Genomic DNA, 26,272 nt, shown 5'->3' with positions numbered 1-26,272 from the left:
CCTCTTTCAGAGTCAACCCTGATTTTCAGGATTTTTTCTCTTCAACCGACCGGGTTGTTTGTGAAGTGATTCACATCCGCCGTGTCGATGGAGGCGCATTATAGGGATCCCAGTTTTTAGCACAAGTATTTTTTAGATCTTTTTTTCCAACTGATGATTTTCCGTGCTTTTCGCTGAAAACCCACCCGATCCGCTTAAAAATTGACGCATTTTGCCTTGCCTCGATCCAGGAATACGATCAAAGTCTTCTTTAATAGCGCTCATCTGTATCGAGGTAGATATGTTTGCAGTATTACGTCCTTATAAAGATCTGTTCCCCCAAAAAGGCGATCGCGTGATGATCGATGCCAGCAGCGTGGTCATTGGTGATGTTCGCATGGCCGATGATGTCAGCATCTGGCCACTCGTCGCGATCCGGGGCGATGTTAACTATGTTGCAATCGGTGCACGCACCAATATTCAGGACGGCAGCGTGCTGCATGTGACTCATAAGTCATCTTATAACCCTGAGGGCAATCCGCTCATCATTGGGGAAGATGTTACCGTCGGTCATAAAGTAATGCTCCACGGCTGCACAATCGGTAACAGGGTTCTCGTTGGGATGGGATCGATTTTGCTGGATGGCGTCATAGTAGAAGATGACGTAATGATTGGCGCAGGAAGCCTAGTTCCGCAAAACAAACGCCTGGAAAGTGGCTATCTCTATTTAGGCAGTCCGGTTAAACAGATCCGCCCCCTAAAAGAGGCGGAGATCGAAGGATTGAAATACTCAGCGAACAATTACGTTAAATGGAAGAATGACTATCTGGATCAGGATAACCAGACCCAACCCTGATCGTCTTCATGCTGATCGCGGATCAAATCGCTGGCTTCCTCTTCCAGATCCCAGCGATTTTCGCAAAAGACCGCTAATGGATCTGAACCACCAAAGCGCTGATGCAACGTCTCCCCTTTAATCGCACAGGTGAGCTGCATTCCATGCACCAGCACCGGGAAACACACCGCTTGCTTGTTTTCATCCCAGATTTCTCTGTCGGGAAAATGAATCGCCTGATTCATGCCAACAGTTCCTGTTTCAGCTTTTCGATCACCGGTTCTACAGCAGGTAACACGCCATGCCAGAGTAGCACCGCATGAGCCGCCTGCCCCACCAGCATGCCCAGACCATCAGCCACATGTTTTGCCCCCTGTTGTTCGCACCAGGTCAGAAATGGCGTTTTCCCTTTTTGATAAAACATGTCATAGGCGTAGATGTGGGAATGAACCAGGGACACAGGAATCGCCGGGATCTCTCCATTAATACCGCTTGAGGTGGCATTAATCACAAGATCAAATTCGTGACCCGCGAGATCCTCAAGTGCTACCGCAGCTACGCTGCCTGTGTGTGCGAACAACGCCGCCAGCTCTTCTGCTCTGGAGAAAGTACGGTTGGTGATTGTCACCGCACAATCCAGCGAAAGAAGAGGAAGCAATACGCCGCGCGACGCGCCACCCGCACCGATCAGCAGGATCCGAAAGCCTGGTTTAATAAACGACAGTCGCTCCAGATCGCTGAGTAAACCTATGCCATCGGTGTTATCGCCCAGAAGGCGACCATCTTCGAGCTGCTTAAGAGTATTGACGGCACCAGCGAGCGACGCACGCTCGGTCAGCTCATCCGCACGCCCGAAAGCCTCTTCTTTAAAAGGCACCGTGACGTTCGCACCTTTACCACCCGCATCAAAAAAGCTATTCAGCGTCGGTATAAATGCATCAACAGGCGCAAGAACCCGACCATACGGGTGATCTATATGCAATTGCTCCGCAAACAGCCGATGGATCAGAGGCGACTTGCTGTGCGCGATCGGGTTACCAAAAACAGCATAGGTTTCCATCACATTATCCCTGGCGAAAACGTTCGCCGGTCAAGGCATCGCGAATTTCTGACGGGTTAAGACGACCACCGGTTTCACCCACGGCTACCGGGAAATCATTCCCGAACTGCGCCAGAACTTCTTCGGTTGTCCGACAAGGGGGAAGCCCGGTCAGGTTGGCGCTGGTTGAAACCAGAGGTTTACCAAATGCCTGGCATAACTCCACCACCAGCGGATGGTCGGTGACACGTACCGCGAGTGAATCGAAACGCCCGGTTAACCAGCGCGGCGTTGTCGGCTGTGCAGGAAAAACAAACGTCACGGGACCAGGCCACGCAGAGAAAATGGTTTCCCGCTGTGCAGGTGTCAGCATGGAATCATCAATATAAGGCTTAAGCTGCTCGTAGTTCGCAGCGATCAAAATCAATCCTTTTTCGACAGGCCGCTGTTTTAGCGCCAGCAGACGGTTAACAGCGACTTCGCTGTCAGGATCACACCCGACCCCGAAAACGGCTTCTGTTGGATAGGCGATGACTTCTTCTTTTTTCAGGATTTCCACCGCCTGCGCGATGGAGCCTGATGGCAGGTTATTATTCACTGATTTGATCCGCCGAAACCGGCTTTCCACATTGTTTACTGGCGCAAAAGCGTTTCAAGCCTTGCGCGGTTTTCTTCTCTATAAGTAACGGATAATCGCAATGAGAGCAGACGCCCGCTACTGGTTTGAAATTGATGACGAACTGGCATTCAGGATAGCGATCGCATGAATGGAAGGTCTTGCCATAACGAGAGCGCCGCTGCACCAATTGGCCACGCTGGCACTGAGGGCAGGCAATTGCCGTTTCATCTGGCTTATCAATTTGTTCCGTATGTTCACACTCCGGGTAGCGGCTGCATCCGATAAACATCCCGAACCGCCCCTGCCGCAGCGCCAGTTCACCGCCACAGAGAGGACAAAGCTGTCCCTCCAGAATTTTGACGATATGTCCATCCGCCTGGCTTTTCAGGGGACGGACATAATCACATTCCGGATAGTGTGAACAACCGAGAAACGGACCGTGTTTCCCGGACCGAATAACAAGTTCTGCCCCGCACTGTGGGCAGGGCTCGTTTTTATGCACCGTGAAGAGTGCTGATTTGGCCATAACAACTCTTGTTGCTGCACATAGAATTAATGCAGCATACCTTCATTCACTTCAAAGAGTAATTCTTCCATTTGCTGATAGGCATTTTCACAGCCTGGAATGTTGAACAGAACCATCAGGATCACCCATTTCAGATCTTCCAGTTCAAACTCAGCAGTATCCAGCGCCATGACGCGCTCTATCACCATCTCTCTCGTTTCGAGGTTTAGCACCTGAATCTGCTCGAGGAATAAAATGAATCCCCGGCAGCTGGCATCCAGCCTTTCACACTCTTCAGCTGTATAGATGCGCACAGACAATGGGTCAGAAGCAAGCTGCATCGGTTCGGCGAGGCCGTCCTGATAATCAGCCAACTTATCCAGCCACATCAACGCATTATATATATCTTCCCGCTCAAAACCTGCGTCGGTCAGATCCCGTGTTAATTTGTCCTGATCCACCTGCATTTCTGCTTCGTTGTGGATGTAAGTCTCAAACAAATACATCAGTACGTCGAACATGGCATGCCCTCCTTAATCGGACATAGCCGCCGGGTACAGCTGCGATCCACCCTGCTAACTCCAGTTCGAGTAGCTGTGCTACCGTTACTGGCACAGGTTGGCCGGCACGTTCAGCGACAACGTCAACAGGTGTTACCTCATCTCCTACGTTAGCCAGGAGCTTGGGAAATGGCAATGCTACTGCCTCCTGATCCGATGAAATATGTCGCTTTTGGAGATCATCCTGCAACCAATGCAGTCCATACTGCAAATTTTCAAGGATATCTTCTTTGCAGGTCACCAGCGTCGCCCCCTGTTTTATCAGCCAGTGAGGGCCTTCGCAGCCGGGGTTCCCCAACGGGCCGGGCAGCGCAAAAACTTCACGCCCCTGCTCCAGTGCACACCTTGCGGTAACCAGCGATCCACTCCGAATCGCAGCTTCGACCACCAGCACACCCTGGCTTAACCCACTGATGATCCGGTTACGCCGTGGAAAGTTACCCGGTCTGGGCGGTGTTGAGAGTGAAAACTCAGACACTAGTGCCCCCTCTGAAGCAATAAGTTGCTCAGCCAGAATATGATGACGACGTGGATAGAGACTAAAAAGACCATTGCCAAGCACGGCGACACTTCGCCCTTTTGCGGACAACGCCGCATGATGTGCTACACCGTCGATGCCGCAAGCCAGGCCACTGGTGATCGTAAAGCCACATTGGGATAGCTGTTCACTCAGCATTTTCCCCCAACGCTCGCCGTACCACGAGTGCGCACGGCTGCCCACAACCGCAAGCTGCATGCTATTAAGCACGTCAACGCGGCCTCGCACAAATAGCGCCCCGGGAAAATCAGGGATAGAACGCAACAATGGCGGGAAGCGAGGATCATCCGCCGTGAGAAGGTGGTTGTCGGCGTGTTCCAGCCATTCCAGACTACGTTCAAGCTCACTCTCACTGAACGAAAAAAACTTTACGGCATGTTTGGGCGAAAGCCCTGACGCGTTGACAGCTTCAGCATCGACGGTTGCCTGGCGAAGCAGCCTCTGCGCAATCTCCAGCATCGCATCACCGTATAACGACCCGATGTTTATAAGCCGTAACCATACCTCTGTGGACGTCATCCTTTTCCCTGCCATAAGCAGCCTCAGCAATCTTTGCGATTGGTCACTGATGCTGTCAATCGACCGGGGATTTGTCTAGAATAGAAGTAATATTCTTATCAACTCCTGAACACGACTCTGGAAATTTATGGCAGTTTTGCAAGTGTTACATATTCCTGACGAGCGCCTTCGCATCGTCGCGGAACCGGTTAAAGAAGTGAATGCAGAAATTCAGCGTATCGTCGATGATATGTTCGATACCATGTACGCTGAAGAAGGCATTGGCCTTGCCGCGACCCAGGTAGACATTCACAAACGTATTATTGTGATCGACGTTTCTGAAAATCGTGATGAGCGCCTGGTGCTGATCAACCCTGAGCTGCTGGAAAAAAGCGGCGAAACAGGTATTGAGGAAGGCTGTCTGTCTATCCCTGAACAGCGCGCTTTGGTGCCACGTGCCGAAAAAGTTAAAATCCGCGCACTGGATCGTGACGGCAATCCGTTTGAGCTGGAAGCCGACGATCTGCTGGCGATTTGCATTCAGCATGAGATGGATCACCTGGTCGGTAAACTGTTTATCGATTACCTCTCACCTCTGAAGCAACAGCGTATTCGTCAGAAAGTTGAGAAACTGGATCGTTTGCGTTCTCGCGCTTAACGCCCCCCGGATACAAGGAATAACGTGTCTACATCACTACGTATAATCTTCGCGGGTACCCCTGATTTTGCAGCGCGTCATCTCGACGCGCTGTTAACGTCTGGCCATCAGATTGTTGGCGTATTTACTCAGCCGGACCGTCCGGCTGGCCGCGGTAAAAAACTGATACCTGGCCCGGTTAAGGTACTGGCAGAAACACATGGTTTACCGGTTTTCCAGCCTGCGTCATTACGACCTGAGGAAAACCAGAAGTTAGTGGCAGACCTGAACGCGGACGTGATGGTAGTTGTGGCTTACGGCCTCATTCTGCCGAAAGCGGTACTCGATATGCCCCGCCTGGGCTGTGTGAACGTTCATGGTTCTTTGCTCCCACGCTGGCGTGGTGCAGCTCCTATTCAGCGTGCTCTGTGGGCAGGCGATGCTGAAACTGGCGTGACAATCATGAAGATGGACGTAGGTTTAGACACGGGCGACATGCTGTATAAACTGGCGTGTCCCATCACCGCAGAAGATACCAGCGCCACGCTGTATGACAAGCTGGCGGATCTCGGCCCGCAGGGGCTAATTGAGACGCTGCAACAGCTTGCTGACAATACAGCGACACCTGAAGTGCAGGATGAGGCCCAGGTGACCTATGCTGAGAAACTGAGTAAAGAAGAAGCCCGGATCGACTGGTCCCTGTCAGCAGCTCAACTCGAACGCTGCATCCGCGCCTTTAATCCATGGCCGATGAGCTGGTTGATGATTGATGAGCAGCCAGTGAAAGTCTGGAAAGCTTCAGTTATTAACGGCAATGCATCGGCAGAGCCCGGTACGATTATCGACGCCAGCAAAAACGGTATCCAGGTTGCGACCGGAGAAGGGATACTGAATCTTGAATCGCTGCAACCGGCCGGTAAAAAGGCAATGAGCGCGCAGGATCTATTAAATTCTCGTCGTGAATGGTTCATCCCTGGCAATCGCCTTGCCTGAACAAATTTATCCTTAAGGCCCGGTGTTTCCGGGCATTTTTATTTTTACGGTTATGAAAAGACAAAATCTACGCACTATGGCGGCTCAGGCCGTTGAGCAGGTTATCGAGCAGGGCCAGTCACTGAGTAATGTCCTGCCTCCACTGCAACAAAAGGTTTCCGATAAAGACAAAGCCCTGCTTCAGGAGCTGTGCTTTGGCGTGCTGCGCACCCTCTCTCAGCTTGAGTGGTTGATTAACAAGCTGATGTCACGCCCGATGAGCGGCAAGCAGCGTACCGTGCATTATTTGATCATGGTCGGTTTCTACCAGCTTCTTCATACCCGCATTCCACCTCATGCTGCGCTGGCCGAGACAGTGGAGGGTGCCGTTGCGATTAAACGTCCTCAGCTAAAAGGATTGATCAACGGCGTGCTGCGTCAGTTCCAGCGTCAGCAGGACGAACTGCTGGCAGAATTTGCGCAAAGCGAAGCGCGCTTCCTTCACCCTGAATGGCTGCTGAATCGCCTTAAAAAAGCCTACCCACAGCAATGGCAAGACATTGTGAATGCCAATAATCAACGTCCGCCGATGTGGTTACGCGTCAATCGTAACCATCATACACGCGACGCATGGCTGGCCCTGCTGGAAGAGGCCGGAATGAGCGGCTTCACACACGCTGCTTATCCTAATGCGGTTCGTTTAGCCTCCCCTGCACCGGTACATGCATTACCCGGTTTTGAAGAGGGCTGGGTAACGGTACAGGACGCATCTGCTCAGGGCTGCATGACCTGGCTTGAGCCGAAAGACGGGGAGCAGATCCTCGATCTCTGTGCAGCGCCAGGGGGGAAAACAACGCACATCCTGGAAGTGGCGCCGCAGGCCAGTGTGATGGCCGTGGATGTTGATGAGCAGCGCCTTTCACGCGTCTATGACAACCTTAAGCGTCTGGGTATGAAAGCACAGGTTAAGCAAGGCGATGGACGCAAACCCGCTGACTGGTGTGGTGAAACCCGGTTCGATCGCATTTTGCTGGACGCCCCCTGCTCAGCAACCGGCGTGATTCGTCGTCATCCCGATATCAAATGGCTGCGTCGCGATCGTGATATCAAGGAGCTTGCCCAGTTGCAATCCGAAATTCTGGATGCCATCTGGCCGCATCTCAAACCCGGCGGAACCCTGGTGTATGCAACCTGCTCTGTTCTCCCGGAAGAGAACAGTCAGCAAATTGCGGCTTTCCTGAAACGCACCCCGGACGCTACGCTGCACGATACGGGAACGCCTGAGCACCCGGGTCTGCAAAACCTGCCGGGCGCAGAAGAGGGTGATGGTTTCTTTTACGCTAAGCTAATTAAAGAGTGATGTTGAGAACAGGTCACAAAAGATGAAAATTATCATTCTGGGCGCAGGGCAAGTTGGCGGAACGCTGGCGGAAAATCTCGTGGGCGAAAACAACGATATCACCATTGTGGATACCAATGGCGATCGCCTGCGCGTTTTGCAGGACAAGTTCGACCTCCGCGTTGTTCAGGGGCACGGCTCTCATCCACGTGTGCTTCGGGAAGCGGGCGCGGACGATGCCGACATGCTGGTTGCAGTAACCAGTTCTGATGAAACCAACATGGTTGCATGTCAGGTGGCCTACTCGCTTTTCAACACCCCAAACCGCATCGCCCGCATTCGTTCTCCGGACTATGTCCGGGATGCGGAAAAGCTGTTTAATTCCGAAGCGGTACCCATCGACCATCTTATTGCGCCTGAACAGCTGGTTATCGACAGTATTTATCGTCTGATTGAGTACCCGGGCGCGTTGCAGGTTGTGAACTTTGCTGAAGGGAAAGTAAGCCTGGCGGTCGTGAAGGCTTATTACGGGGGCCCGCTGATTGGTAATGCCCTGTCGACAATGCGCGAGCATATGCCACATATCGATACGCGTGTTGCGGCGATTTTCCGTCACGACAGACCTATTCGTCCGCAAGGTTCCACCATTGTAGAAGCCGGGGATGAAGTCTTCTTTATTGCGGCTTCTCAGCATATCCGTGCGGTGATGAGTGAACTACAGCGTCTCGAAAAACCGTATAAACGTATTATGCTGGTTGGCGGCGGTAATATTGGCGCAGGTCTGGCGAGACGGCTGGAAAAAGACTACAGCGTGAAGCTGATCGAACGGGATCAACAACGCGCGTCAGAGCTGGCTGAAAAACTTCAGAATACCATCGTGTTTTATGGCGATGCTTCGGATCAGGAATTGCTGGCCGAAGAGCATATCGATCAGGTTGATCTTTTTATTGCCGTCACCAACGACGACGAAGCGAATATTATGTCCGCCATGCTCGCTAAACGTATGGGGGCGAAAAAAGTTATGGTGCTTATCCAGCGTAAGGCTTATGTCGATCTGGTACAGGGTAGCGTAATTGATATTGCTATTTCACCCCAGCAAGCCACCATCTCTGCCCTGCTAAGCCATGTGCGTAAAGCGGATATTGTCGGCGTGTCATCTCTTCGTCGTGGTGTTGCTGAAGCCATTGAAGCCGTCGCTCACGGGGATGAAACGACGTCACGCGTTGTTGGTCGCGCAATCGATGAAATTAAACTTCCACCAGGCACCATTATCGGCGCAGTAGTGCGAGGTAATGATGTGATGATCGCCAATGATAATTTACGTATTGAGCAGGGTGACCACGTTATTATGTTCCTGACCGATAAAAAATTTATTACCGACGTCGAGCGTTTATTCCAGCCAAGCCCGTTCTTCCTGTAATGATTTGGGTGCTCAGACGAGGGCACCCAAATATTAACCTTCTAATTTTCATGCCTTTTATTTTTCATAACGATTATTTATCCCCAATGGCAATTAGCTAATCATTTGTTAAACTTATAGGCGTCAGCTGGCACAAGGAGAACATAATGAGTTTTATTAAAGAATTTCGCGAATTTGCGATGCGCGGGAATGTGGTGGATTTGGCTGTGGGTGTCATTATTGGTGCGGCGTTCGGTAAGATCGTTTCATCATTAGTCGCCGACATTATTATGCCGCCGTTAGGACTGTTGATTGGAGGCATTGATTTCAAACAATTCGCCTTCACCCTTCGGGAAGCTCAGGGCGATATCCCTGCGGTTGTAATGCACTACGGCGTATTCATTCAGAACGTATTTGATTTCGTGATCGTGGCATTTGCCATTTTCATGGCGATCAAACTTATCAACAGACTTAACCGTAAAAAAGAAGAACCGGCTGCTGCCCCGCCAGCACCAACTAAAGAAGAAGTCTTACTGACTGAAATTCGCGATCTGTTAAAAGAGCAGAATAACCGCGTTTAATCAGGCGAGAGAAACAGAAAGGCCAGTGGTAAAAAAGCGATTAGCTTGCTTGCCACTGGCCTCCCAGTTACCACGTTGTGCATGTTTACCTTTACGCAAATAACTCCCTTTTCCCTTCTTGTTCTTCTCAACACGCTGTCTAAAAAGCGGGTCGTGAAGCAATGCCTCAATGGCGTTATCCTTAATTTGTCCCTTAGTATGCTGATAGCGGCTCATCATTTCTCCTGAGCATAGTTAATATCGGCGGGAGTCTAGTCCGTGGCTGATAAAAAATCAACAACCCTGAGTTTCACTACTGGCGCCCTGTTCAAGGGCTTCCAGTATTGAGCAATAAACACTGCTGTGAGCAGTACCGCAGCACGCGTCATTCAGCCTTTGTAGAGATCGTTGCATGGCCTGCAGCTCCTGAATTCGTCCTTCAACTTCATCCAGCCGGGCCTGAACGATGCTTTTAGATTCCTGACACGTATGATGTTCAGGATCGATACGGATCGACAGCAGTTCACGGATCGACTCCAGCGTGAAGCCGAGTTGCCGGGCATAGCGGATAAAACGAAGGCGTTGCAGGTCGTTATCCGTATAAAGGCGAAATCCACCTTCTGTTCTGACCTCATGATCGATCATCTGCTGCTTTTCGTAGTAGCGGATAGTATCCGGCGTTACGTTAGCAAGCTTCGCAAGTTCACCTATGCGGTACATGGCTACTCCTCGTTTATTTTTTGCATTAACCTTTCACTGTACTCACCATGCAAAAAGTCAGTATTCATTCCCGTCTGGCGCAGTTTTATTTCGATGAGCGCTAATCGACGGCTGATTTCGGAGTACCGCGGGTCATTCTTATGAATGCCTTTAAGCAGATCGGCAAGCTCGACGGCTTCATTGCGTTGCTGAAGTTCAGGGGGTAAACAACCTGCGTTTTTCAGTAAGCGATAACCGGCTCGTAATTCAGGGGGAATGTGTGAATCATCGTCCAGCACCAGTGGCTCACCGCTACCGGGGAGATTTTCAAACTCGCCTTTGTTTTGGGCATCGCTAATATGGCGTTCAGCCCACTGATCGAGCAACCACATAATGAACTCCAGGGGATGAGCAGAAAAGATACAGACATTGTAGATAAGTGGAGATTCTGCGGATATAAAAAAACCCGCCGAGGCGGGTTTTTTTACGTTACTACAGATTACTCTGCAGCAGCTTCTGCTTTCTCTGAACGATCAACCAGCTCGATGTATGCCATCGGCGCGTTGTCGCCTGCACGGAAGCCACACTTCAGAATGCGAGTGTAACCACCGGCACGGCTCGCGAAACGCGGGCCCAGTTCGTTAAACAGTTTTGCCACGATCTCGTTATCACGAGTACGGGCGAATGCCAGACGACGATTAGCAACGCTGTCAGTCTTGGCAAGAGTAATCAGCGGCTCAACTACGCGACGCAGCTCTTTCGCTTTAGGCAGGGTCGTCTTGATGATTTCATGACGAACCAGTGAACCTGCCATGTTGCGGAACATAGCCTGGCGATGGCTGCTGTTGCGGTTCAGTTGACGACCACTCTTACGATGGCGCATGACCTTATCCTTCTCAGTAAAACCTTAACCTGTGATCCGGTTACTCGTCAGCAATGCTTGCCGGTGGCCAGTTTTCCAGGCGCATGCCCAGAGACAGACCACGTGAAGCCAGCACGTCTTTAATCTCGGTAAGAGATTTTTTACCCAGGTTCGGCGTTTTCAGCAACTCAACCTCGGTACGCTGTACCAGATCACCGATATAGTGGATAGCTTCTGCCTTGAGGCAGTTAGCAGAGCGGACAGTCAATTCCAGATCGTCAACAGGGCGCAGCAGGATCGGATCGAATTCTGGTTTCTCTTCTTTCACTTCCGGCTGACGTACATCACGTAAGTCAACGAAAGCTTCCAGTTGTTCTGCCAGGATGGTTGCCGCACGACGAATCGCCTCTTCAGGATCGATTGTGCCATTGGTTTCCATTTCGATGACCAGCTTGTCCAGGTCGGTACGCTGTTCTACACGCGCTGCTTCAACATTGTAGGCAATACGCTCTACAGGGCTGTAGCATGCGTCGACCAGCAGACGGCCGATTGGGCGCTCATCTTCTTCCGAATGAATTCGGGCAGAAGCCGGCACATAACCACGACCGCGCTGAACTTTGATACGCATGCTAATAGCTGCGTTCTCATCGGTCAGGTGGCAGATCACGTGCTGCGGCTTGACGATTTCAACATCACCGTCGTGGGTGATGTCGGCTGCAGTCACAGGGCCAATGCCAGATTTATTCAGAGTAAGAATAACTTCATCTTTACCCTGAACTCTCACCGCCAGCCCTTTCAGGTTGAGCAGGATTTCAAGGATATCTTCCTGAACGCCTTCTTTGGTGCTGTACTCATGAAGTACACCATCAATCTCAACCTCGGTCACCGCGCAACCCGGCATCGATGAGAGCAGAATACGGCGCAGTGCGTTACCCAGAGTATGGCCAAAGCCACGCTCTAAAGGCTCAAGGGTCACCTTGGCGTGCGTCGAACTCACTTGCTCGATATCTACCAGGCGCGGTTTTAGAAACTCTGTCACAGAACCCTGCATTGTGTCCTCTCTTTGGTACTAAGCTTTACTTGGAGTAAAGCTCGACGATCAGGTGTTCGTTAATGTCCGCAGACAGATCAGAACGCTCAGGCTGACGCTTGAACGTACCTTCCATCTTGCCAGCATCAACTTCCAGCCAGGTTGGCTTTTCACGCTGCTCAGCCAGCTCCAGAGCGGCTTTCACGCGAGATTGCTTTTTCGCTTTCTCACGAATGCTAACAACGTCATTCGCTTTAACCTGATAAGAAGCGATGTTAACAACACGACCGTTTACCATGATTGCTTTATGGCTAACCAACTGGCGTGATTCAGCACGAGTCGCGCCGAAGCCCATACGGTATACAACGTTGTCCAGACGACCTTCCAGCAGAGCCAGCAGGTTTTCACCTGTGTTGCCTTTCAGACGTGCTGCTTCTTTATAGTAGTTACGGAACTGACGCTCCAGCACACCGTAGATACGGCGAACTTTTTGCTTTTCACGCAACTGCACACCATAGTCAGACAGACGCGGTTTACGCGCACCGTGCTGGCCAGGAGCTTGTTCAATTTTACACTTGGTATCGATCGCGCGAACGCCAGACTTAAGGAATAAGTCGGTGCCCTCACGACGGCTCAGCTTGAGCTTAGGACCCAAATATCTTGCCATTTTCTATCTCCAACTAACCTAAAAAACGAGCGTTATACGCGACGTTTTTTCGGCGGACGACAACCGTTATGAGGGATCGGAGTCACATCAGTAATATTCGTGATGCGGAAACCAGCGGCGTTCAGAGCGCGAACAGTAGATTCACGACCCGGACCCGGACCTTTAACCATAACTTCCAGATTCTTGATGCCGTATTCTTTTACGGCTTCAGCGCAACGCTCTGCTGCAACCTGAGCTGCGAACGGAGTGGATTTGCGAGAACCACGGAAACCGGAACCACCGGCTGTTGCCCAACCCAATGCGTTACCCTGACGATCAGTAATAGTAACGATGGTGTTGTTGAAAGAAGCATGGATATGAGCCACGCCGTCAGAGACTTGTTTTCTTACACGTTTACGTGCACGAACTGGTGCCTTTGCCATTATTCAATCACCCCGATTATTTCTTGATCGGTTTGCGCGGACCCTTACGGGTACGTGCGTTGGTCTTAGTACGCTGACCGCGCACTGGCAGACCACGACGATGACGCAAACCGCGATAGCAACCAAGATCCATCAGGCGCTTGATGCTCATGCTGATTTCACGGCGCAGATCACCTTCAACGACAAATTTGGCAACTTCGTCACGCAGCGTGTCGATTTGTTCTTCAGACAGCTCACTGATCTTAACATCTTCAGCGATACCCGCTGCAGCCAGAATGGCTTTGGAACGGGTCTTGCCGACGCCGTAGATCGAAGTTAATGCGATCACAGCATGTTTCTGATCAGGAATGTTAATGCCTGCTATACGGGCCACTATGCACTCCTACTATTTAATATGTACGCACCATGCTGAAAAGCCCGTTTTCAGGATACTCAAATGGAAACGTACAGACATACAAAAGATTGGCTGGCTAATCTAGCCAGCTCAACCCAACTTTGCAAGAAAAATATGCGAAATAATCAGCCTTGGCGCTGTTTATGCTTCGGCTCGGCACTGCAAATCACACGGATGACACCATCACGCTTAACGATTTTGCAGTTACGGCATAATTTCTTGACGGAAGCACGAACTTTCATTTTTACTCTCCGTAACTTCTCAGACGACCATTTAGCGGCCGTAGCCTTTCAGGTTCGCCTTCTTCAATGCAGACTCATACTGACTGGACATCATCAGAGTTTGCACTTGAGCCATAAAGTCCATAATCACGACAACAACGATAAGCAGTGAGGTCCCACCGAAGTAGAACGGTACTTTCATTGCATCACGCATGAACTCCGGGATCAGGCAGATAAAAGTAATATAAAGCGCACCAACCAAAGTCAGGCGAGTCATTACTTTATCGATATACTTCGCCGTTTGCTCTCCCGGACGAATTCCTGGTACAAATGCACCGGACTTCTTCAGGTTATCTGCTGTTTCACGCGGGTTGAAGACCAACGCCGTGTAGAAGAAACAGAAGAAGATGATCGCAGACGCATAGAGTAACACATAAAGTGGTTGCCCAGGCTGCAAATACAGCGAAATTGTTGTCAGCCAGTTCCAACCAGTACCGCCCCCGAACCATGACGCGATGGTTGCCGGGAACAGAATAATACTGGAAGCGAAGATAGCCGGGATAACCCCCGCCATATTCACTTTCAGCGGTAAATGTGTGCTCTGTGCAGCATAGACACGACGACCCTGCTGACGTTTAGCGTAGTTCACCACAATGCGGCGTTGACCACGTTCAACGAAGACAACAAAGAACGTCACTGCAAATACTAATACTGCAACCAACAGCAACAGGAGGAAGTGCAGGTCGCCTTGACGCGCTTGCTCGATAGTATGGGCGATGGCCGGCGGGAGACCCGCAACGATACCGGCGAAGATAATGATTGAGATACCGTTACCGATACCTCGTTCAGTAATCTGTTCGCCGAGCCACATCAGGAACATGGTCCCTGTGACCAGACTTACAACAGCGGTGAAATAGAATGCAAAGCCTGGGTTTAATACCAGGCCCTGCATACCAGGCATATTCGGAAGACCGGTAGCAATACCGATCGACTGGAATATTGCCAGCACCAGAGTGCCGTAACGGGTGTACTGGCTAATCTTACGACGTCCAGACTCCCCTTCTTTCTTCAACTCTGCCAGGGCCGGATGAACGACCGTCAGCAGCTGGATAATAATCGATGCCGAAATGTACGGCATAATACCCAGTGCGAAAATAGAAGCACGGCTGAGAGCACCACCAGAGAACATGTTGAACATTTCAATGATGGTGCCTCGCTGTTGCTCAAGCAGTTTGGCAAGTACAGCGGCATCAATACCAGGGATCGGAATAAAAGAGCCAATACGGAACACAATCAGCGCGCCGATTACAAACAGCAGTCTGCGTTTCAGCTCGCCAAATCCACCTTTGGCACTTTGAAAATCTAATCCCGGTTGCTTAGCCATCTGCTACTTATTCCTCAATTTTACCGCCAGCAGCTTCGATAGCAGCACGAGCACCTTTAGTAACACGCAGGCCACGAACAGTTACCGGAGTAGAAACTTCACCAGACAGGATCACTTTCGCGAACTCGATCTGGATGCCGATAATGTTAGCTGCTTTCAGCGTATTCAGGTCTACAACGCCGCCTTCAACTTTCGCCAGGTCAGACAGACGGATTTCCGCTGTAATCGCTGCTTTGCGAGAGGTGAAGCCGAACTTCGGCAGACGACGGTACAGTGGCATCTGGCCACCCTCGAAACCGCGACGTACGCCACCGCCAGAACGAGAGTTCTGACCTTTGTGACCACGACCACCGGTTTTGCCGAGGCCAGAACCGATACCACGACCCAGGCGTTTACCCGCCTTTTTAGAGCCTTCGGCCGGAGACAGAGTATTTAAACGCATCTCTTACTCCTCAACTTTAACCATGAAGTAAACCGCGTTGACCATACCACGAACAGCAGGAGTATCCTCGCGCTCAACGGTATGACCAATACGACGCAGACCCAGGCCAAGCAGCGTTGCCTTGTGTTTCGGCAGACGACCGATTGCACTGCGGGTTTGAGTGATTTTAATAGTCTTTGCCATGGTCAATTACCCCAGAATTTCTTCAACGGATTTACCACGCTTGGCAGCGACCATTTCTGGAGAATTCATATTTTCCAGGCCATCAATAGTTGCACGAACCACGTTGATCGGGTTGGTGGAACCATATGCTTTAGCCAGAACGTTATGAACTCCAGCAACTTCCAGAACGGCGCGCATTGCACCACCGGCGATGATACCGGTACCTTCGGAAGCTGGCTGCATGAATACACGAGAACCCGTGTGAACACCTTTAACTGGGTGTTGCAGGGTACCGTTGTTCAGCGCGACGTTAATCATATTGCGACGGGCTTTTTCCATCGCTTTCTGGATCGCTGCTGGAACTTCACGCGCTTTACCGTAACCAAAACCAACGCGACCGTTACCATCACCCACTACAGTCAGAGCTGTGAAGGAGAAAATACGACCACCTTTAACGGTTTTAGATACGCGGTTTACCGCGATCAGCTTTTCCTGCAGTTCGCCAGCCTGTTTTTCGATGTGAGCCATCTTACACCTCTACCTTAGAACTGAAGGCCAGCTTCACGGGCAGCATCTGCCAGTGCCTGGACACGACCATGATATTGGAACCCGGAACGGTCAAAGGAAACATTGCTGATGCCTTTTTCCAGAGCGCGTTCTGCAACAGCTTTACCTACAGCTGCAGCGGCGTCTTTGTTACCGGTATACTTCAATTGTTCTGAGATAGCTTTTTCTACAGTAGAAGCAGCTACCAGAACTTCAGAACCGTTCGGTGCAATTACCTGTGCGTAAATATGACGCGGGGTACGATGTACCACCAGGCGAGTTGCACCCAGCTCTTTGAGCTTGCGGCGTGCGCGGGTCGCACGACGGATACGAGCAGATTTCTTATCCATAGTGTTACCTTACTTCTTCTTAGCCTCTTTGGTACGCACGACTTCGTCGGCGTAACGAACACCCTTGCCTTTATAAGGCTCAGGACGACGGTAGGCGCGCAGATCTGCTGCAACCTGACCGATCAGCTGTTTATCAGCGCCTTTCAGCACGATTTCAGTCTGAGTCGGGCATTCTGCAGTGATTCCGGCCGGCAGCGGATGCTCAACAGGGTGTGAGAAGCCCAGAGACAGGCCTACTGCATTCCCTTTGATAGCTGCACGATAACCTACACCAACCAGCTGAAGCTTTTTAGTGAAGCCTTCGGTAACACCAACAACCATTGAGTTCAGCAGGGCACGCGCGGTACCAGCCTGAGCCCATCCATCCACGAAACCATCACGTGGACCGAAGGTCAGAGCGTTATCTGCATGTTTAACTTCAACAGCTTTGTTGAGGGTACGAGTCAGCTCGCCGTTTTTACCTTTGATCGTAATAACCTGACCGTCGATTTTGACATCAACGCCGGCAGGAATAACGACCGGTGCTTTAGCAACACGAGACATTCTTTCCTCCGATTAGGCTACGTAGCAGATAATTTCGCCACCAAGACCAGCCTGGCGCGCTGCACGATCAGTCATAACACCTTTAGAGGTAGAAACAACTGCGATACCAAGACCAGCCATTACTTTTGGCAGCTCATCTTTTTTCTTATAGATGCGCAGGCCTGGGCGGCTGACACGCTGAATGCTTTCTACAACAGCTTTACCCTGGAAATACTTGAGAGTAAGTTCCAGTTCCGGCTTGGTGTCGCCTTCAACTTTAAAATCTTCGATAAAACCTTCTTCCTTCAGCACGTTGGCAATTGCCACTTTCAGCTTGGCGGAAGGCATGGTGACCGCAACTTTGTTCGCGGCCTGACCGTTACGGATACGGGTCAGCATATCCGCGATCGGATCTTGCATGCTCATCTGTCTTTACTCCCGTGATTCAATTGGTAATTACCAGCTAGCCTTTTTCAAGCCTGGTACTTCACCGCGCATGGCGGCTTCACGCAGTTTGATACGGCTCAACCCAAACTTGCCCACATAACCATGTGGACGACCTGTTTGACGACAGCGGTTACGCTGACGAGACGGGCTGGAATCACGCGGCAGAGACTGCAGCTTGAGAACCGCATTCCAACGATCTTCGTCGGAAGCGTTCACATCAGAAATGATCGCTTTCAGTTCAGCGCGTTTAGCGAAGAATTTATCAGCTAAAGCTACGCGCTTTACTTCGCGTGCTTTCATTGATTGCTTAGCCATTCAGTAACCCTACCTTACTTGCGGAACGGGAAGTCAAAGGCAGCCAGCAGAGCACGGCCTTCTTCATCAGATTTCGCAGTAGTGGTAATGGTAATATCCAAACCACGCACGCGGTCGACTTTATCGTAGTCGATTTCTGGGAAGATGATCTGCTCACGGACACCCATGCTGTAGTTACCACGACCGTCGAAAGACTTAGCGGACAAGCCACGGAAGTCACGGATACGTGGAACAGCAATAGTGATCAGGCGCTCAAGGAACTCCCACATGCGTTCGCCACGCAGAGTTACTTTACAGCCGATCGGATAGCCCTGACGGATTTTGAAGCCTGCAACAGATTTGCGTGCTTTGGTGATCAGCGGTTTTTGACCGGAGATTGCTGTCAGGTCAGCTGCTGCGTTATCCAGCAGTTTCTTGTCAGCGATCGCTTCACCAACACCCATGTTCAGGGTGATCTTCTCGACCCGAGGGACTTGCATGACAGAATTGTAGCTAAACTCAGTCATGAGTTTGTTAACTACTTCGTCTTTGTAGTAATCATGCAGTTTCGCCATCGTACTACTCCAAATTACTTGATAGTTTCGCTGTTAGACTTGAAGAAACGGACTTTTTTGCCGTCTTCGAATCTAAAGCCTACACGGTCAGCCTTACCGGTAGCCGCATTGAAGATTGCAACGTTAGAAACCTGAATAGCAGCTTCTTTTTCAACGATGCCGCCTGGTTGGTTCAGGGCCGGAACCGGCTTCTGATGTTTCTTAACCAGGTTGATACCTTCAACGACGAGTTTGCCGGAAGACAGAACATTTTTTACTTTACCGCGTTTACCTTTATCTTTACCGGTTAACACGATAACTTCGTCATCACGACGGATTTTCGCTGCCATGATTCGCTCCTTAGAGTACTTCTGGTGCCAGAGAGATAATTTTCATGAACTTCTCAGTACGAAGTTCACGAGTTACCGGCCCAAAGATACGCGTGCCGATAGGCTGCTCGCTGTTATTGTTTAAAATAACGCATGCATTACCATCGAAGCGAATGACAGAACCGTCAGGGCGACGAACACCCTTCTTGGTGCGCACCACTACCGCCTTCAGCACATCACCTTTTTTGACCTTACCACGTGGAATTGCTTCCTTGATGGTGATCTTGATGATGTCGCCTACGCCTGCGTAGCGACGGTGCGAGCCACCCAGAACCTTGATACACATTACGCGACGTGCACCGGAGTTGTCGGCGACGTTCAGCATAGTCTGTTCTTGGATCATTTTAGTGCTCCGCTAATGTCAACTACTACCTGAGACTCTAAAATCAGAGCCGTTAAAAAGCCCCATATCGAGGGCGCGGCATTATAACACCGCTTCTGCAATATGGGTAGAAAAAATAAACGGCTCATTGCTGAGCCGTTTATTCGTATTGAGAATGCGTACTCTATTACAGAACCGCTTTCTCTACAACGCGAACCAGCGTCCAGGACTTAGTCTTGGACAGTGGACGGCATTCACGGATTTCAACCTTGTCGCCGATACCACATTCGTTGTTCTCGTCATGTACGTGCAGTTTGGTCGTACGCTTGATGAATTTACCGTAGATCGGGTGTTTCACAAAACGTTCGATAGCTACAACAATGGATTTCTCCATTTTATCGCTAACAACACGACCTTGCAGAGTACGGATTTTATCGGTCATTACGCACCCGCCTTCTGAGTCAGTAAAGTCTTAACGCGCGCAACATTGCGACGCACTTGCTTCAGCAGGTGAGTCTGTTGCAGCTGGCCACTTGCAGCCTGCATACGCAGGTTGAACTGCTCACGCAGCAGGTTCAGCAGCTCAGCGTTCAGCTCTTCAACGCTTTTTTCACGCAGCTCTTTTGCTTTCATTACATCACCGTCTTAGTTACAAAGGTGGTTTTGATAGGCAGTTTCGCTGCTGCCAGGCCGAAGGCTTCACGGGCCAGCTCTTCCGGAACACCGTCCATTTCATAAAGGACTTTGCCCGGTTGGATCAAGGCAACCCAGTACTCCACGTTACCTTTACCTTTACCCATACGAACTTCCAGTGGCTTCTCGGTGATCGGTTTGTCCGGGAATACACGGATCCAGATCTTACCTTGACGCTTAACTGCACGGGTCATTGCACGACGTGCTGCTTCGATCTGACGTGCAGTCAGACGACCACGGCCAACAGCTTTCAGACCGAAAGTGCCGAAGCTAACATCCGTACCCTGCGCCAGACCACGGTTGCGGCCTTTGTGCACTTTACGGAATTTTGTACGCTTTGGTTGTAACATCAGCGACGCTCCTTATTTACGGCCTTTACGCTGCTGCTTTTTAGGTTGAGCAGCCGGTTTTTCCGGTTGTTCAACAGCAGCCATACCACCCAGGATCTCACCTTTGAAGATCCATACCTTAACGCCGATTACACCGTAAGTGGTGTGCGCTTCAGAGGTGTTGTAGTCGATGTCAGCACGCAGAGTGTGCAGCGGTACGCGACCTTCGCGGTACCATTCGGTACGTGCGATTTCCGCGCCGCCCAGACGGCCGCTAACTTCAACTTTGATACCCTTAGCGCCCAGACGCATTGCGTTCTGTACAGCACGCTTCATAGCACGACGGAACATAACACGACGTTCCAGCTGAGAAGTGATGCTGTCAGCAACCAATTTAGCGTCCAGTTCAGGCTTACGAACTTCAGCGATATTGATCTGTGCAGGAACGCCAGCGATATCCGCTACGACCTTGCGCAGTTTTTCTACGTCTTCGCCTTTCTTACCGATAACGATGCCAGGGCGAGCAGTGTGAATAGTCACACGGATGCTCTTAGCTGGACGCTCGATAACGATACGAGATACAGACGCTTTAGCCAGTTCCTTAGTCAGGTACTGACGTACTTTAAAATCGCTGTCCAGGTTGTCAGCGAATTCTTTGGTGTTCGCAAACCAGGTAGAGTTCCATGGTTTTACAATACCCAGGCGAATACCATTAGGATGTACTTTCTGACCCATTGCTAGTCTCCAGAGTCTCAGCGATCGGACACAACCACAGTAATGTGGCTGGTGCGCTTCAGGATGCGATCTGCACGACCTTTCGCACGCGGCATAATGCGCTTCATGCTTGGGCCTTCATCTACGAAAATTTTCGCGACTTTCAGATCGTCGATGTCAGCGCCATCGTTGTGTTCAGCGTTAGCAATGGCAGATTCCAGTACTTTCTTGACCAATACCGCAGCTTTCTTGTTGGTATAGGTCAGGATGTCCAGGGCCTGCGACACTTTCTTACCGCGAATCAGGTCAGCAACAAGGCGAACCTTCTGTGCAGAAGAACGAGCATGGCGATGTTGAGCTAAAGTTTCCATCTCTTCCTCCTACCTTATTTCTTCTTCGCTTTTTTATCAGCAGCGTGGCCGCGATAAGTACGAGTCGGTGCGAATTCACCCAGTTTGTGACCAACCATTTCGTCGGTAACAAAGACTGGAACGTGCTGACGACCATTATGGACAGCGATGGTCAAACCGATCATGTTAGGAAAGATCGTTGAACGACGGGACCAAGTGCGCAGGGGCTTCTTGTCTCCGCTTTCCACCGCTTTCTCTACCTTCTTCAGCAAGTGCAGGTCAATAAAAGGACCTTTCTTGAGAGAACGTGGCATGGCTTATCCTCTAAAATTATTTGCTACGGCGACGTACGATAAATTTATCAGTACGCTTGTTGCTGCGGGTCTTCTTACCTTTGGTCTGAACGCCCCACGGAGTTACCGGGTGCTTACCAAAGTTACGACCTTCACCACCACCATGTGGGTGATCGACTGGGTTCATCGCAGTACCGCGAACGGTAGGACGAACACCACGCCAGCGTGCAGCACCAGCTTTACCCAGAACGCGCAGCATATGCTCAGCATTGCCAACTTCGCCCAGAGTAGCGCGGCAGTCTGCTTCGACTTTACGCATTTCACCAGAACGCAGACGCAGGGTGACATAAGCACCGTCACGCGCAACGATCTGAACGTAAGTACCCGCGGAACGCGCCAGCTGACCGCCTTTACCTGGTTTCATTTCTACGTTATGAACGGTAGAACCAACCGGGATATTGCGCATCGGCAGGGTGTTGCCTGCTTTGATTGCAGCATCAACGCCAGACTGAATCTGGTCGCCAGCTTTCAGGCCTTTAGGGGCCAGGATGTAACGGCGTTCGCCATCTTTGTACAGAACCAGCGCGATGTTCGCGGAACGGTTCGGATCGTACTCAAGACGCTCAACAACTGCTGGGATACCGTCTTTGTTGCGTTTGAAGTCAACAATACGATAAGCCTGCTTGTGGCCACCACCGATGTGACGAGTGGTGATACGGCCATTGTTGTTACGACCACCGGATTTGCTGTTTTTTTCCAGCAACGGAGCAAAAGGTTTGCCCTTGTGCAGCTCAGGGTTAACCACTTTAACTACGTGGCGACGACCCGGAGATGTCGGTTTACATTTAACAACTGCCATTGTATTACTCCTCCGACTTACTCAGCGCCGCCAACGAAGTCCAGGTTCTGGCCTTCTTTCAGGGTGACGTAAGCTTTTTTCCAGTCGCTACGACGACCGATACGCTGTCCGTGACGTTTAACTTTCCCTTTAACTACCAGGGTGTTAACGACTTCGACTTCGACTTCAAACAGTTTCTGCACAGCAGCTTTGATCTCTGCTTTGGTCGCGTCTTTAGCAACTTTGAGAACGATGGTGTTTGTTTTTTCCATCGCAGTAGACGCTTTTTCAGAAACGTGCGGTGCGCGCAGCACCTTCAGCAGACGTTCTTCACGAATCATGCCAGCATCTCCTCAACTTGCTTAACAGCATCAGCAGTCATTACGACTTTGTCGAAGGCGATCAGGCTAACCGGGTCGATACCAGTCGCGTCGCGTACGTCAACCTTGTGCAGGTTACGCGCGGCCAGGAACAGGTTCTCGTCCAGCTCACCGGTGATGATCAGCACATCTTCCAGAGCCATGTCTTTCAGTTTCTGTGCCAGCAGCTTAGTTTTAGGCGCTTCAACAGAGAACTTCTCGACAACGATCAGACGATCCTGACGTACCAGTTCGGACAGGATGCTTTTCAGCGCGCCGCGGTACATCTTTTTGTTAACTTTTTGACTGTGGTCCTGTGGACGCGCAGCGAAGGTCACGCCACCTGAACGCCAGATCGGGCTCTTGATAGAACCTGAACGCGCACGGCCGGTACCTTTCTGGCGCCATGGCTTTTTGCCTGAACCAGTTACTTCAGCACGAGTCTTCTGAGCACGAGTACCCTGACGAGCACCAGCTGCATAAGCAACAACAACCTGGTGAACCAGCGCTTCGTTGAAATCACGACCGAAGGTAGTTTCGGAAACAGTCAGCGCGCTCTGCGCGTCTTTCAATACTAATTCCATTGCTATCCCCTTACGCCTTCACAGCTGGTTTAACGATCAGGTCGCTACCGGTTGCACCCGGGACCGCACCTTTAACCAGCAGCAGGTTGCGCTCAGCGTCAACACGTACTACGTCCAGGCTCTGAACGGTTACACGTTCGTTGCCCAGCTGACCTGCCATTTTCTTGCCTTTGAACACTTTGCCCGGAGTCTGGTTCTGACCGATAGAACCCGGAACGCGGTGAGACAAGGAGTTACCGTGAGTAGCGTCCTGGGTACGGAAGTTCCAGCGCTTAACGGTACCAGCAAAACCTTTACCTTTAGAGGTACCGGTTACGTCAACTTTTTTAACGTCAGCAAACAGCTCAACGCTAATGTCCTGACCTACGGTGAACTCTTCGCCTTCAGCAAGACGGAATTCCCACAGACCACGGCCAGCTTCTACGCCAGCTTTAGCGAAGTGACCCGCTTCTGGTTTGGTTACACGGTTAGCTTTTTTAGCACCAGTGGTCACCTGAACAGCGCGGTAGCCATCGTTAGCCAGATCTTTAACCTGGGTAACGCGGTTTGCTTCAACTTCGATTACGGTTACTGGGATTGAAACGCCATCTTCAGTGAAGATGCGGGTCATGCCCACTTTTTTACCGACTAAACCAATCATTGTATCAACCTCTCAATCGCTCGATGACCTGATTAACCCAGGCTGATCTGCACGTCTACACCGGCAGCCAGATCCAGACGCATCAGAGCATCAACGGTTTTCTCAGTTGGCTCAACGATGTCAACCAGACGCTTGTGAGTGCGGATTTCGTACTGATCACGCGCATCTTTGTTAACGTGCGGAGAGATCAGAACGGTAAAGCGCTCTTTGCGGGTCGGCAGCGGGATCGGACCACGGACTTGCGCACCAGTGCGCTTAGCAGTCTCGACGATTTCCGCGGTTGATTGATCGATCAGACGATGATCAAACGCTTTAAGGCGGATACGGATTCTTTGGTTCTGCATGAGACCAGAGCTCCAATTATTTTATAAACGAAAATGATTACTCCTCAAACCCATTACGATTGATGGGAGAGTGTAACCGTTCTTACGTAGCTCCCCAATTGGGAGCATTGTTGAGTAACAAAGTGAGCTACTCTGGTTCAGATTGAACCCGCCGTCAATTACGACAAGCCCGCGCATTATACGTAAATCAGCGAAAGACGCAAGTGCCGTTTAGAAATTAAGCGCCAAAGTCGTACTCTGCGTAAGGCCTCGCAATTTTTTATGCAAAGTATCCCTTCTCAACTCTTTGTCTGAAGCCGCTGCGCAATTGGTGTTTTTACACATTGCCGGGCATGCAGATTATTACGAGTATGCGCTCAAACCATTTTGAGGCTCTCGCTATGCTAATGTCCCTCCCCTTTCTGCTGATCTATTTTGCGTTATCGGCCTTGCTTGTACGCACCGATATTCGCACGGGGCTGCTTCCCGATAAATTCCTTTGCCCGCTGCTATGGACGGGCCTGCTCTACCAGCTTTGTATTCATCCTGATTTTTTGCCGAGCGCGGTACTGGGTGCGACCGCAGGATACGCCGGATTCGCCGTTATCTATTGGGGATATCGACTCATCTGCCGATGTGAAGGGATGGGGTATGGCGACATAAAATATCTGGCGGCGCTGGGAGCATGGCATGGCTGGTGTGTACTGCCAGTACTGGCATTAGTGGCCGCGTTAATGGCTCTGCTGTATCTGGTTGGTTTCTCGTTGTTCAACCCTGATAAGCAGGCATTAAAAAACCCACTGCCTTTTGGGCCATTTCTGGCGGCAGCGGGTTTATGCGTTGGCTGGGAAAGCCTGATTAACTTTCCACTTTGATCTGTGACTGAAGGTAGTTCTGTAGGCCAATTTTGCTAATAAGATCCAGTTCGGTCTCAAGCCAGTCGATGTGCCCTTCTTCATCGGCCAGGATCTGGATCATCATATCCCGGCTGACGTAGTCATGTACGCTGTCCGCATAGGCAATGGCTTCACGCAGGTCTTTTGCACCCTCCAGCTCTAGCCGGAGATCAGAACGCAGCATCTCTTCAACATCTTCTCCGATGCCCAGTTTTCCGAGATCCTGTAGGTTAGGAATGCCTTCGAGGAATAAAATACGCTCAATATATTTATCGGCGTGTTTCATTTCATCAATGGACTCATGGTATTCAACATCGTTGAGGCGAGTCAGTCCCCAGTTTTTGAACATTCTTGCATGGAGAAAATACTGATTGATTGCGACAAGCTCATTTCCCAATAATTTATTGAGATAACTTATGATTTTAACATCACCTTTCATTATATAGTCCCTCCGCTTCCACTCATTGAAGCGTAGATCGGGCTACGGGGATGTCAAAAAAAAGATGGAGGCTTACGCGATCTCTTTGAATTCCGGGATCTGCATCAATTCGTCCTGCATGATCTCACGCGCTGCGCGAACGCATTTACCGCATTGATTTCCCACCGGAACAAACTTACGAAGCTGCTGGAAAGATTGTGGTTGAAACTGGCGAACGGCCTGACGAATTTTTTTGTCGCTTACACCATTACATAAACAAACGTACATAAAGACTCCCGTTCAAAATATGCGCAAAGTGTAAGTGAGAATGGTTATGATTACAATAGCATGGGCGTCGGAATACGTGGCGGGAGAAAGCAAAAAATGCGAATTTTTATGACAATGCCCAACGGCAGAAAACAAAAAAGGACGCCGAAGCGTCCTTTTTATTTCAGGGATAATTAATTAGCCCAGAACTTTAGCAACAACGCCCGCGCCAACGGTACGGCCGCCTTCACGGATTGCGAAACGCAGACCGTCATCCATCGCGATTGGGTGGATCAGAGTCACAACCATCTTGATGTTGTCGCCTGGCATTACCATCTCTACGCCTTCTGGCAGTTCGATGGTACCGGTCACGTCAGTTGT

At 50.6% G+C, this 26,272-nt stretch carries 46 protein-coding genes and 1 pseudogene; 7 read left to right on the top strand and 40 right to left on the bottom strand.

Translation table 11 applies throughout. The features are described 5' to 3' along the window. Positions 1 to 280 precede the first annotated feature (280 nt). Entirely contained in the window at positions 281 to 835 is a 555-nt protein-coding gene (locus ACOTZP_RS23175; RefSeq protein WP_003863357.1) for a gamma carbonic anhydrase family protein, read from the top strand. On the opposite strand, the gene ACOTZP_RS23170 is transcribed toward ACOTZP_RS23175, so the two are convergent. From ACOTZP_RS23170 to dprA, 6 genes are read right to left on the bottom strand one after another with little or no spacing between them, the layout of a single operon-like run. Beyond that, entirely contained in the window at positions 811 to 1,059 is a 249-nt protein-coding gene (locus ACOTZP_RS23170) for a DUF1488 domain-containing protein (protein ID WP_271075398.1), read from the bottom strand. The genes ACOTZP_RS23175 and ACOTZP_RS23170 overlap by 25 nt on opposite strands. Further along, the gene (aroE, locus tag ACOTZP_RS23165) at positions 1,056 to 1,874 is read right to left on the bottom strand and encodes a shikimate dehydrogenase (RefSeq protein ID WP_271075399.1); all 819 of its coding nucleotides are present in this window, start codon (positions 1,872 to 1,874) and stop codon (positions 1,056 to 1,058) included. Before aroE ends, ACOTZP_RS23170 begins: the two co-directional genes overlap by 4 nt. A 4-nt stretch (positions 1,875 to 1,878) precedes the next feature. Continuing rightward, positions 1,879 to 2,451: an L-threonylcarbamoyladenylate synthase type 1 TsaC gene (tsaC, locus tag ACOTZP_RS23160; RefSeq protein ID WP_022649580.1), complete on the bottom strand. Its 573-nt coding sequence runs from the start codon at positions 2,449 to 2,451 to the stop codon at positions 1,879 to 1,881. Continuing rightward, positions 2,444 to 2,998, bottom strand: coding sequence for a type I DNA topoisomerase (locus tag ACOTZP_RS23155; RefSeq protein ID WP_023298754.1), 555 nt, complete (start codon positions 2,996 to 2,998; stop codon positions 2,444 to 2,446). The genes tsaC and ACOTZP_RS23155 overlap by 8 nt, the downstream gene beginning before the upstream one ends. A gap of 26 nt (positions 2,999 to 3,024) precedes the next feature. Beyond that, positions 3,025 to 3,498, bottom strand: a complete 474-nt coding sequence (gene smg, locus ACOTZP_RS23150; protein WP_000460665.1) for a DUF494 family protein Smg — start codon at positions 3,496 to 3,498, stop codon at positions 3,025 to 3,027. Beyond that, a complete protein-coding gene (dprA, locus tag ACOTZP_RS23145) occupies positions 3,470 to 4,594 on the bottom strand; it encodes a DNA-protecting protein DprA (RefSeq protein ID WP_271086594.1) in 1,125 nt (374 codons plus the stop codon). Before dprA ends, smg begins: the two co-directional genes overlap by 29 nt. A 127-nt stretch (positions 4,595 to 4,721) precedes the next feature. Here dprA and def point away from each other — a divergent pair, with 127 nt between their 5' ends. The 5 genes from def (at position 4,722) to mscL (ending at position 9,501) form a co-directional block, all read left to right on the top strand. Next, a complete protein-coding gene (gene def / locus ACOTZP_RS23140; RefSeq protein ID WP_006812188.1) occupies positions 4,722 to 5,231 on the top strand; it encodes a peptide deformylase in 510 nt (169 codons plus the stop codon). 24 nt (positions 5,232 to 5,255) lie between these two features. Next, the gene (gene fmt, locus ACOTZP_RS23135) at positions 5,256 to 6,203 is read left to right on the top strand and encodes a methionyl-tRNA formyltransferase (RefSeq protein WP_271075401.1); all 948 of its coding nucleotides are present in this window, start codon (positions 5,256 to 5,258) and stop codon (positions 6,201 to 6,203) included. A gap of 52 nt (positions 6,204 to 6,255) precedes the next feature. Then, positions 6,256 to 7,542, top strand: coding sequence for a 16S rRNA (cytosine(967)-C(5))-methyltransferase RsmB (gene rsmB, locus ACOTZP_RS23130; protein WP_271075402.1), 1,287 nt, complete (start codon positions 6,256 to 6,258; stop codon positions 7,540 to 7,542). 22 nt (positions 7,543 to 7,564) lie between these two features. Further along, on the top strand, positions 7,565 to 8,941 hold the full coding sequence (gene trkA / locus ACOTZP_RS23125; RefSeq protein WP_003863337.1) for a Trk system potassium transporter TrkA: 1,377 nt from the start codon (positions 7,565 to 7,567) through the stop codon (positions 8,939 to 8,941). 146 nt (positions 8,942 to 9,087) lie between these two features. Then, positions 9,088 to 9,501: a large-conductance mechanosensitive channel protein MscL gene (gene mscL / locus ACOTZP_RS23120; protein WP_003863335.1), complete on the top strand. Its 414-nt coding sequence runs from the start codon at positions 9,088 to 9,090 to the stop codon at positions 9,499 to 9,501. On the opposite strand, the gene ACOTZP_RS23115 is transcribed toward mscL, so the two are convergent. The 31 genes from ACOTZP_RS23115 to rpsJ all read right to left on the bottom strand — a co-directional run bounded on the left by ACOTZP_RS23115 (position 9,502) and on the right by rpsJ (position 24,331). Then, positions 9,502 to 9,717 carry an alternative ribosome-rescue factor A gene (locus tag ACOTZP_RS23115; protein WP_022649585.1) on the bottom strand — a complete coding sequence of 72 codons (216 nt, stop codon included), beginning with the start codon at positions 9,715 to 9,717 and terminating at the stop codon, positions 9,502 to 9,504. Positions 9,718 to 9,774: 57 nt separating this feature from the next. Then, positions 9,775 to 10,200, bottom strand: a complete 426-nt coding sequence (gene zntR, locus ACOTZP_RS23110) for a Zn(2+)-responsive transcriptional regulator (RefSeq protein ID WP_003863328.1) — start codon at positions 10,198 to 10,200, stop codon at positions 9,775 to 9,777. A 2-nt stretch (positions 10,201 to 10,202) separates the two neighbouring features. After that, positions 10,203 to 10,571, bottom strand: a complete 369-nt coding sequence (locus ACOTZP_RS23105; RefSeq protein ID WP_022649586.1) for a DUF1992 domain-containing protein — start codon at positions 10,569 to 10,571, stop codon at positions 10,203 to 10,205. Positions 10,572 to 10,678: 107 nt separating this feature from the next. Then, positions 10,679 to 11,062, bottom strand: coding sequence for a 50S ribosomal protein L17 (gene rplQ / locus ACOTZP_RS23100; protein ID WP_001216368.1), 384 nt, complete (start codon positions 11,060 to 11,062; stop codon positions 10,679 to 10,681). Between the two features lie 40 nt (positions 11,063 to 11,102). Next, the gene (locus tag ACOTZP_RS23095) at positions 11,103 to 12,092 is read right to left on the bottom strand and encodes a DNA-directed RNA polymerase subunit alpha (RefSeq protein WP_002919219.1); all 990 of its coding nucleotides are present in this window, start codon (positions 12,090 to 12,092) and stop codon (positions 11,103 to 11,105) included. Between the two features lie 25 nt (positions 12,093 to 12,117). Continuing rightward, positions 12,118 to 12,738 (bottom strand): 30S ribosomal protein S4, encoded by a 621-nt coding sequence (gene rpsD / locus ACOTZP_RS23090; protein ID WP_003863314.1) that lies wholly within the window; start codon positions 12,736 to 12,738, stop codon positions 12,118 to 12,120. 32 nt (positions 12,739 to 12,770) lie between these two features. Next, a complete protein-coding gene (rpsK, locus tag ACOTZP_RS23085; protein WP_003863312.1) occupies positions 12,771 to 13,160 on the bottom strand; it encodes a 30S ribosomal protein S11 in 390 nt (129 codons plus the stop codon). 16 nt (positions 13,161 to 13,176) lie between these two features. Beyond that, on the bottom strand, positions 13,177 to 13,533 hold the full coding sequence (rpsM, locus tag ACOTZP_RS23080) for a 30S ribosomal protein S13 (RefSeq protein WP_003863308.1): 357 nt from the start codon (positions 13,531 to 13,533) through the stop codon (positions 13,177 to 13,179). Positions 13,534 to 13,679: 146 nt separating this feature from the next. After that, positions 13,680 to 13,796, bottom strand: coding sequence for a 50S ribosomal protein L36 (gene rpmJ, locus ACOTZP_RS23075; protein WP_000868187.1), 117 nt, complete (start codon positions 13,794 to 13,796; stop codon positions 13,680 to 13,682). 31 nt (positions 13,797 to 13,827) lie between these two features. Continuing rightward, a complete protein-coding gene (gene secY, locus ACOTZP_RS23070) occupies positions 13,828 to 15,159 on the bottom strand; it encodes a preprotein translocase subunit SecY (protein WP_003863305.1) in 1,332 nt (443 codons plus the stop codon). Positions 15,160 to 15,166: 7 nt separating this feature from the next. Next, the gene (gene rplO / locus ACOTZP_RS23065; RefSeq protein ID WP_014885468.1) at positions 15,167 to 15,601 is read right to left on the bottom strand and encodes a 50S ribosomal protein L15; all 435 of its coding nucleotides are present in this window, start codon (positions 15,599 to 15,601) and stop codon (positions 15,167 to 15,169) included. A gap of 3 nt (positions 15,602 to 15,604) precedes the next feature. Then, on the bottom strand, positions 15,605 to 15,784 hold the full coding sequence (gene rpmD, locus ACOTZP_RS23060) for a 50S ribosomal protein L30 (RefSeq protein WP_003863301.1): 180 nt from the start codon (positions 15,782 to 15,784) through the stop codon (positions 15,605 to 15,607). A 6-nt stretch (positions 15,785 to 15,790) separates the two neighbouring features. Then, positions 15,791 to 16,291: a 30S ribosomal protein S5 gene (gene rpsE, locus ACOTZP_RS23055; RefSeq protein WP_003863299.1), complete on the bottom strand. Its 501-nt coding sequence runs from the start codon at positions 16,289 to 16,291 to the stop codon at positions 15,791 to 15,793. Positions 16,292 to 16,305: 14 nt separating this feature from the next. After that, a complete protein-coding gene (gene rplR, locus ACOTZP_RS23050) occupies positions 16,306 to 16,659 on the bottom strand; it encodes a 50S ribosomal protein L18 (protein ID WP_003863297.1) in 354 nt (117 codons plus the stop codon). Positions 16,660 to 16,668: 9 nt separating this feature from the next. Then, positions 16,669 to 17,202 carry a 50S ribosomal protein L6 gene (rplF, locus tag ACOTZP_RS23045; RefSeq protein ID WP_003863296.1) on the bottom strand — a complete coding sequence of 178 codons (534 nt, stop codon included), beginning with the start codon at positions 17,200 to 17,202 and terminating at the stop codon, positions 16,669 to 16,671. Positions 17,203 to 17,214: 12 nt separating this feature from the next. Beyond that, positions 17,215 to 17,607, bottom strand: a complete 393-nt coding sequence (gene rpsH / locus ACOTZP_RS23040) for a 30S ribosomal protein S8 (protein WP_006178918.1) — start codon at positions 17,605 to 17,607, stop codon at positions 17,215 to 17,217. 30 nt (positions 17,608 to 17,637) lie between these two features. Beyond that, on the bottom strand, positions 17,638 to 17,943 hold the full coding sequence (rpsN, locus tag ACOTZP_RS23035) for a 30S ribosomal protein S14 (RefSeq protein WP_003863291.1): 306 nt from the start codon (positions 17,941 to 17,943) through the stop codon (positions 17,638 to 17,640). Between the two features lie 14 nt (positions 17,944 to 17,957). Continuing rightward, a complete protein-coding gene (gene rplE, locus ACOTZP_RS23030; RefSeq protein ID WP_022649589.1) occupies positions 17,958 to 18,497 on the bottom strand; it encodes a 50S ribosomal protein L5 in 540 nt (179 codons plus the stop codon). Between the two features lie 14 nt (positions 18,498 to 18,511). Beyond that, positions 18,512 to 18,826, bottom strand: a complete 315-nt coding sequence (gene rplX, locus ACOTZP_RS23025) for a 50S ribosomal protein L24 (RefSeq protein WP_003863287.1) — start codon at positions 18,824 to 18,826, stop codon at positions 18,512 to 18,514. A 10-nt stretch (positions 18,827 to 18,836) separates the two neighbouring features. Then, positions 18,837 to 19,208, bottom strand: coding sequence for a 50S ribosomal protein L14 (gene rplN / locus ACOTZP_RS23020; protein ID WP_002919748.1), 372 nt, complete (start codon positions 19,206 to 19,208; stop codon positions 18,837 to 18,839). 166 nt (positions 19,209 to 19,374) lie between these two features. Further along, on the bottom strand, positions 19,375 to 19,629 hold the full coding sequence (rpsQ, locus tag ACOTZP_RS23015) for a 30S ribosomal protein S17 (protein ID WP_002438707.1): 255 nt from the start codon (positions 19,627 to 19,629) through the stop codon (positions 19,375 to 19,377). Continuing rightward, positions 19,629 to 19,820, bottom strand: coding sequence for a 50S ribosomal protein L29 (gene rpmC, locus ACOTZP_RS23010; RefSeq protein ID WP_003863282.1), 192 nt, complete (start codon positions 19,818 to 19,820; stop codon positions 19,629 to 19,631). The genes rpsQ and rpmC overlap by 1 nt, the downstream gene beginning before the upstream one ends. Continuing rightward, complete coding sequence (gene rplP / locus ACOTZP_RS23005; RefSeq protein ID WP_002919759.1) at positions 19,820 to 20,230, bottom strand: 50S ribosomal protein L16; 411 nt, start codon at positions 20,228 to 20,230, stop codon at positions 19,820 to 19,822. The genes rpmC and rplP overlap by 1 nt, the downstream gene beginning before the upstream one ends. Before the next feature lie 12 nt (positions 20,231 to 20,242). After that, positions 20,243 to 20,944, bottom strand: a complete 702-nt coding sequence (rpsC, locus tag ACOTZP_RS23000; protein ID WP_000529945.1) for a 30S ribosomal protein S3 — start codon at positions 20,942 to 20,944, stop codon at positions 20,243 to 20,245. A gap of 17 nt (positions 20,945 to 20,961) precedes the next feature. Next, the gene (rplV, locus tag ACOTZP_RS22995; RefSeq protein ID WP_002919773.1) at positions 20,962 to 21,294 is read right to left on the bottom strand and encodes a 50S ribosomal protein L22; all 333 of its coding nucleotides are present in this window, start codon (positions 21,292 to 21,294) and stop codon (positions 20,962 to 20,964) included. A 14-nt stretch (positions 21,295 to 21,308) separates the two neighbouring features. Further along, on the bottom strand, positions 21,309 to 21,587 hold the full coding sequence (rpsS, locus tag ACOTZP_RS22990) for a 30S ribosomal protein S19 (protein WP_001138117.1): 279 nt from the start codon (positions 21,585 to 21,587) through the stop codon (positions 21,309 to 21,311). Positions 21,588 to 21,603: 16 nt separating this feature from the next. Continuing rightward, a complete protein-coding gene (gene rplB, locus ACOTZP_RS22985) occupies positions 21,604 to 22,425 on the bottom strand; it encodes a 50S ribosomal protein L2 (protein WP_000301859.1) in 822 nt (273 codons plus the stop codon). A 17-nt stretch (positions 22,426 to 22,442) separates the two neighbouring features. Beyond that, complete coding sequence (rplW, locus tag ACOTZP_RS22980; RefSeq protein WP_000617546.1) at positions 22,443 to 22,745, bottom strand: 50S ribosomal protein L23; 303 nt, start codon at positions 22,743 to 22,745, stop codon at positions 22,443 to 22,445. Further along, a complete protein-coding gene (gene rplD, locus ACOTZP_RS22975; protein WP_000424395.1) occupies positions 22,742 to 23,347 on the bottom strand; it encodes a 50S ribosomal protein L4 in 606 nt (201 codons plus the stop codon). Before rplD ends, rplW begins: the two co-directional genes overlap by 4 nt. Positions 23,348 to 23,357: 10 nt before the next feature. Beyond that, positions 23,358 to 23,987: a 50S ribosomal protein L3 gene (gene rplC / locus ACOTZP_RS22970; RefSeq protein ID WP_006178923.1), complete on the bottom strand. Its 630-nt coding sequence runs from the start codon at positions 23,985 to 23,987 to the stop codon at positions 23,358 to 23,360. A 32-nt stretch (positions 23,988 to 24,019) separates the two neighbouring features. Continuing rightward, positions 24,020 to 24,331, bottom strand: a complete 312-nt coding sequence (gene rpsJ, locus ACOTZP_RS22965) for a 30S ribosomal protein S10 (protein WP_001181005.1) — start codon at positions 24,329 to 24,331, stop codon at positions 24,020 to 24,022. A gap of 380 nt (positions 24,332 to 24,711) precedes the next feature. On the opposite strand from rpsJ, the gene ACOTZP_RS22960 reads away from it, so the two are divergent. Further along, on the top strand, positions 24,712 to 25,185 hold the full coding sequence (locus tag ACOTZP_RS22960) for a prepilin peptidase (RefSeq protein WP_058677623.1): 474 nt from the start codon (positions 24,712 to 24,714) through the stop codon (positions 25,183 to 25,185). On the opposite strand, the gene bfr is transcribed toward ACOTZP_RS22960, so the two are convergent. From bfr to tuf, 3 genes and pseudogenes are all read right to left on the bottom strand, one after another. After that, complete coding sequence (gene bfr / locus ACOTZP_RS22955; RefSeq protein ID WP_003863270.1) at positions 25,169 to 25,645, bottom strand: bacterioferritin; 477 nt, start codon at positions 25,643 to 25,645, stop codon at positions 25,169 to 25,171. The two genes, ACOTZP_RS22960 and bfr, sit on opposite strands and share 17 nt — an antisense overlap. 72 nt (positions 25,646 to 25,717) lie before the next feature. After that, the gene (gene bfd / locus ACOTZP_RS22950) at positions 25,718 to 25,912 is read right to left on the bottom strand and encodes a bacterioferritin-associated ferredoxin (RefSeq protein ID WP_003863268.1); all 195 of its coding nucleotides are present in this window, start codon (positions 25,910 to 25,912) and stop codon (positions 25,718 to 25,720) included. Between the two features lie 177 nt (positions 25,913 to 26,089). Continuing rightward, positions 26,090 to 26,272, bottom strand: a pseudogene (gene tuf, locus ACOTZP_RS22945) (elongation factor Tu); the annotation flags it as partial.

It is taken from the genome of Enterobacter cloacae complex sp. SYL001 (assembly GCF_049237025.1).
Classification (GTDB): domain Bacteria; phylum Pseudomonadota; class Gammaproteobacteria; order Enterobacterales; family Enterobacteriaceae; genus Enterobacter; species Enterobacter intestinihominis.
This window is presented reverse-complemented; position numbering and strand designations above follow the sequence as displayed.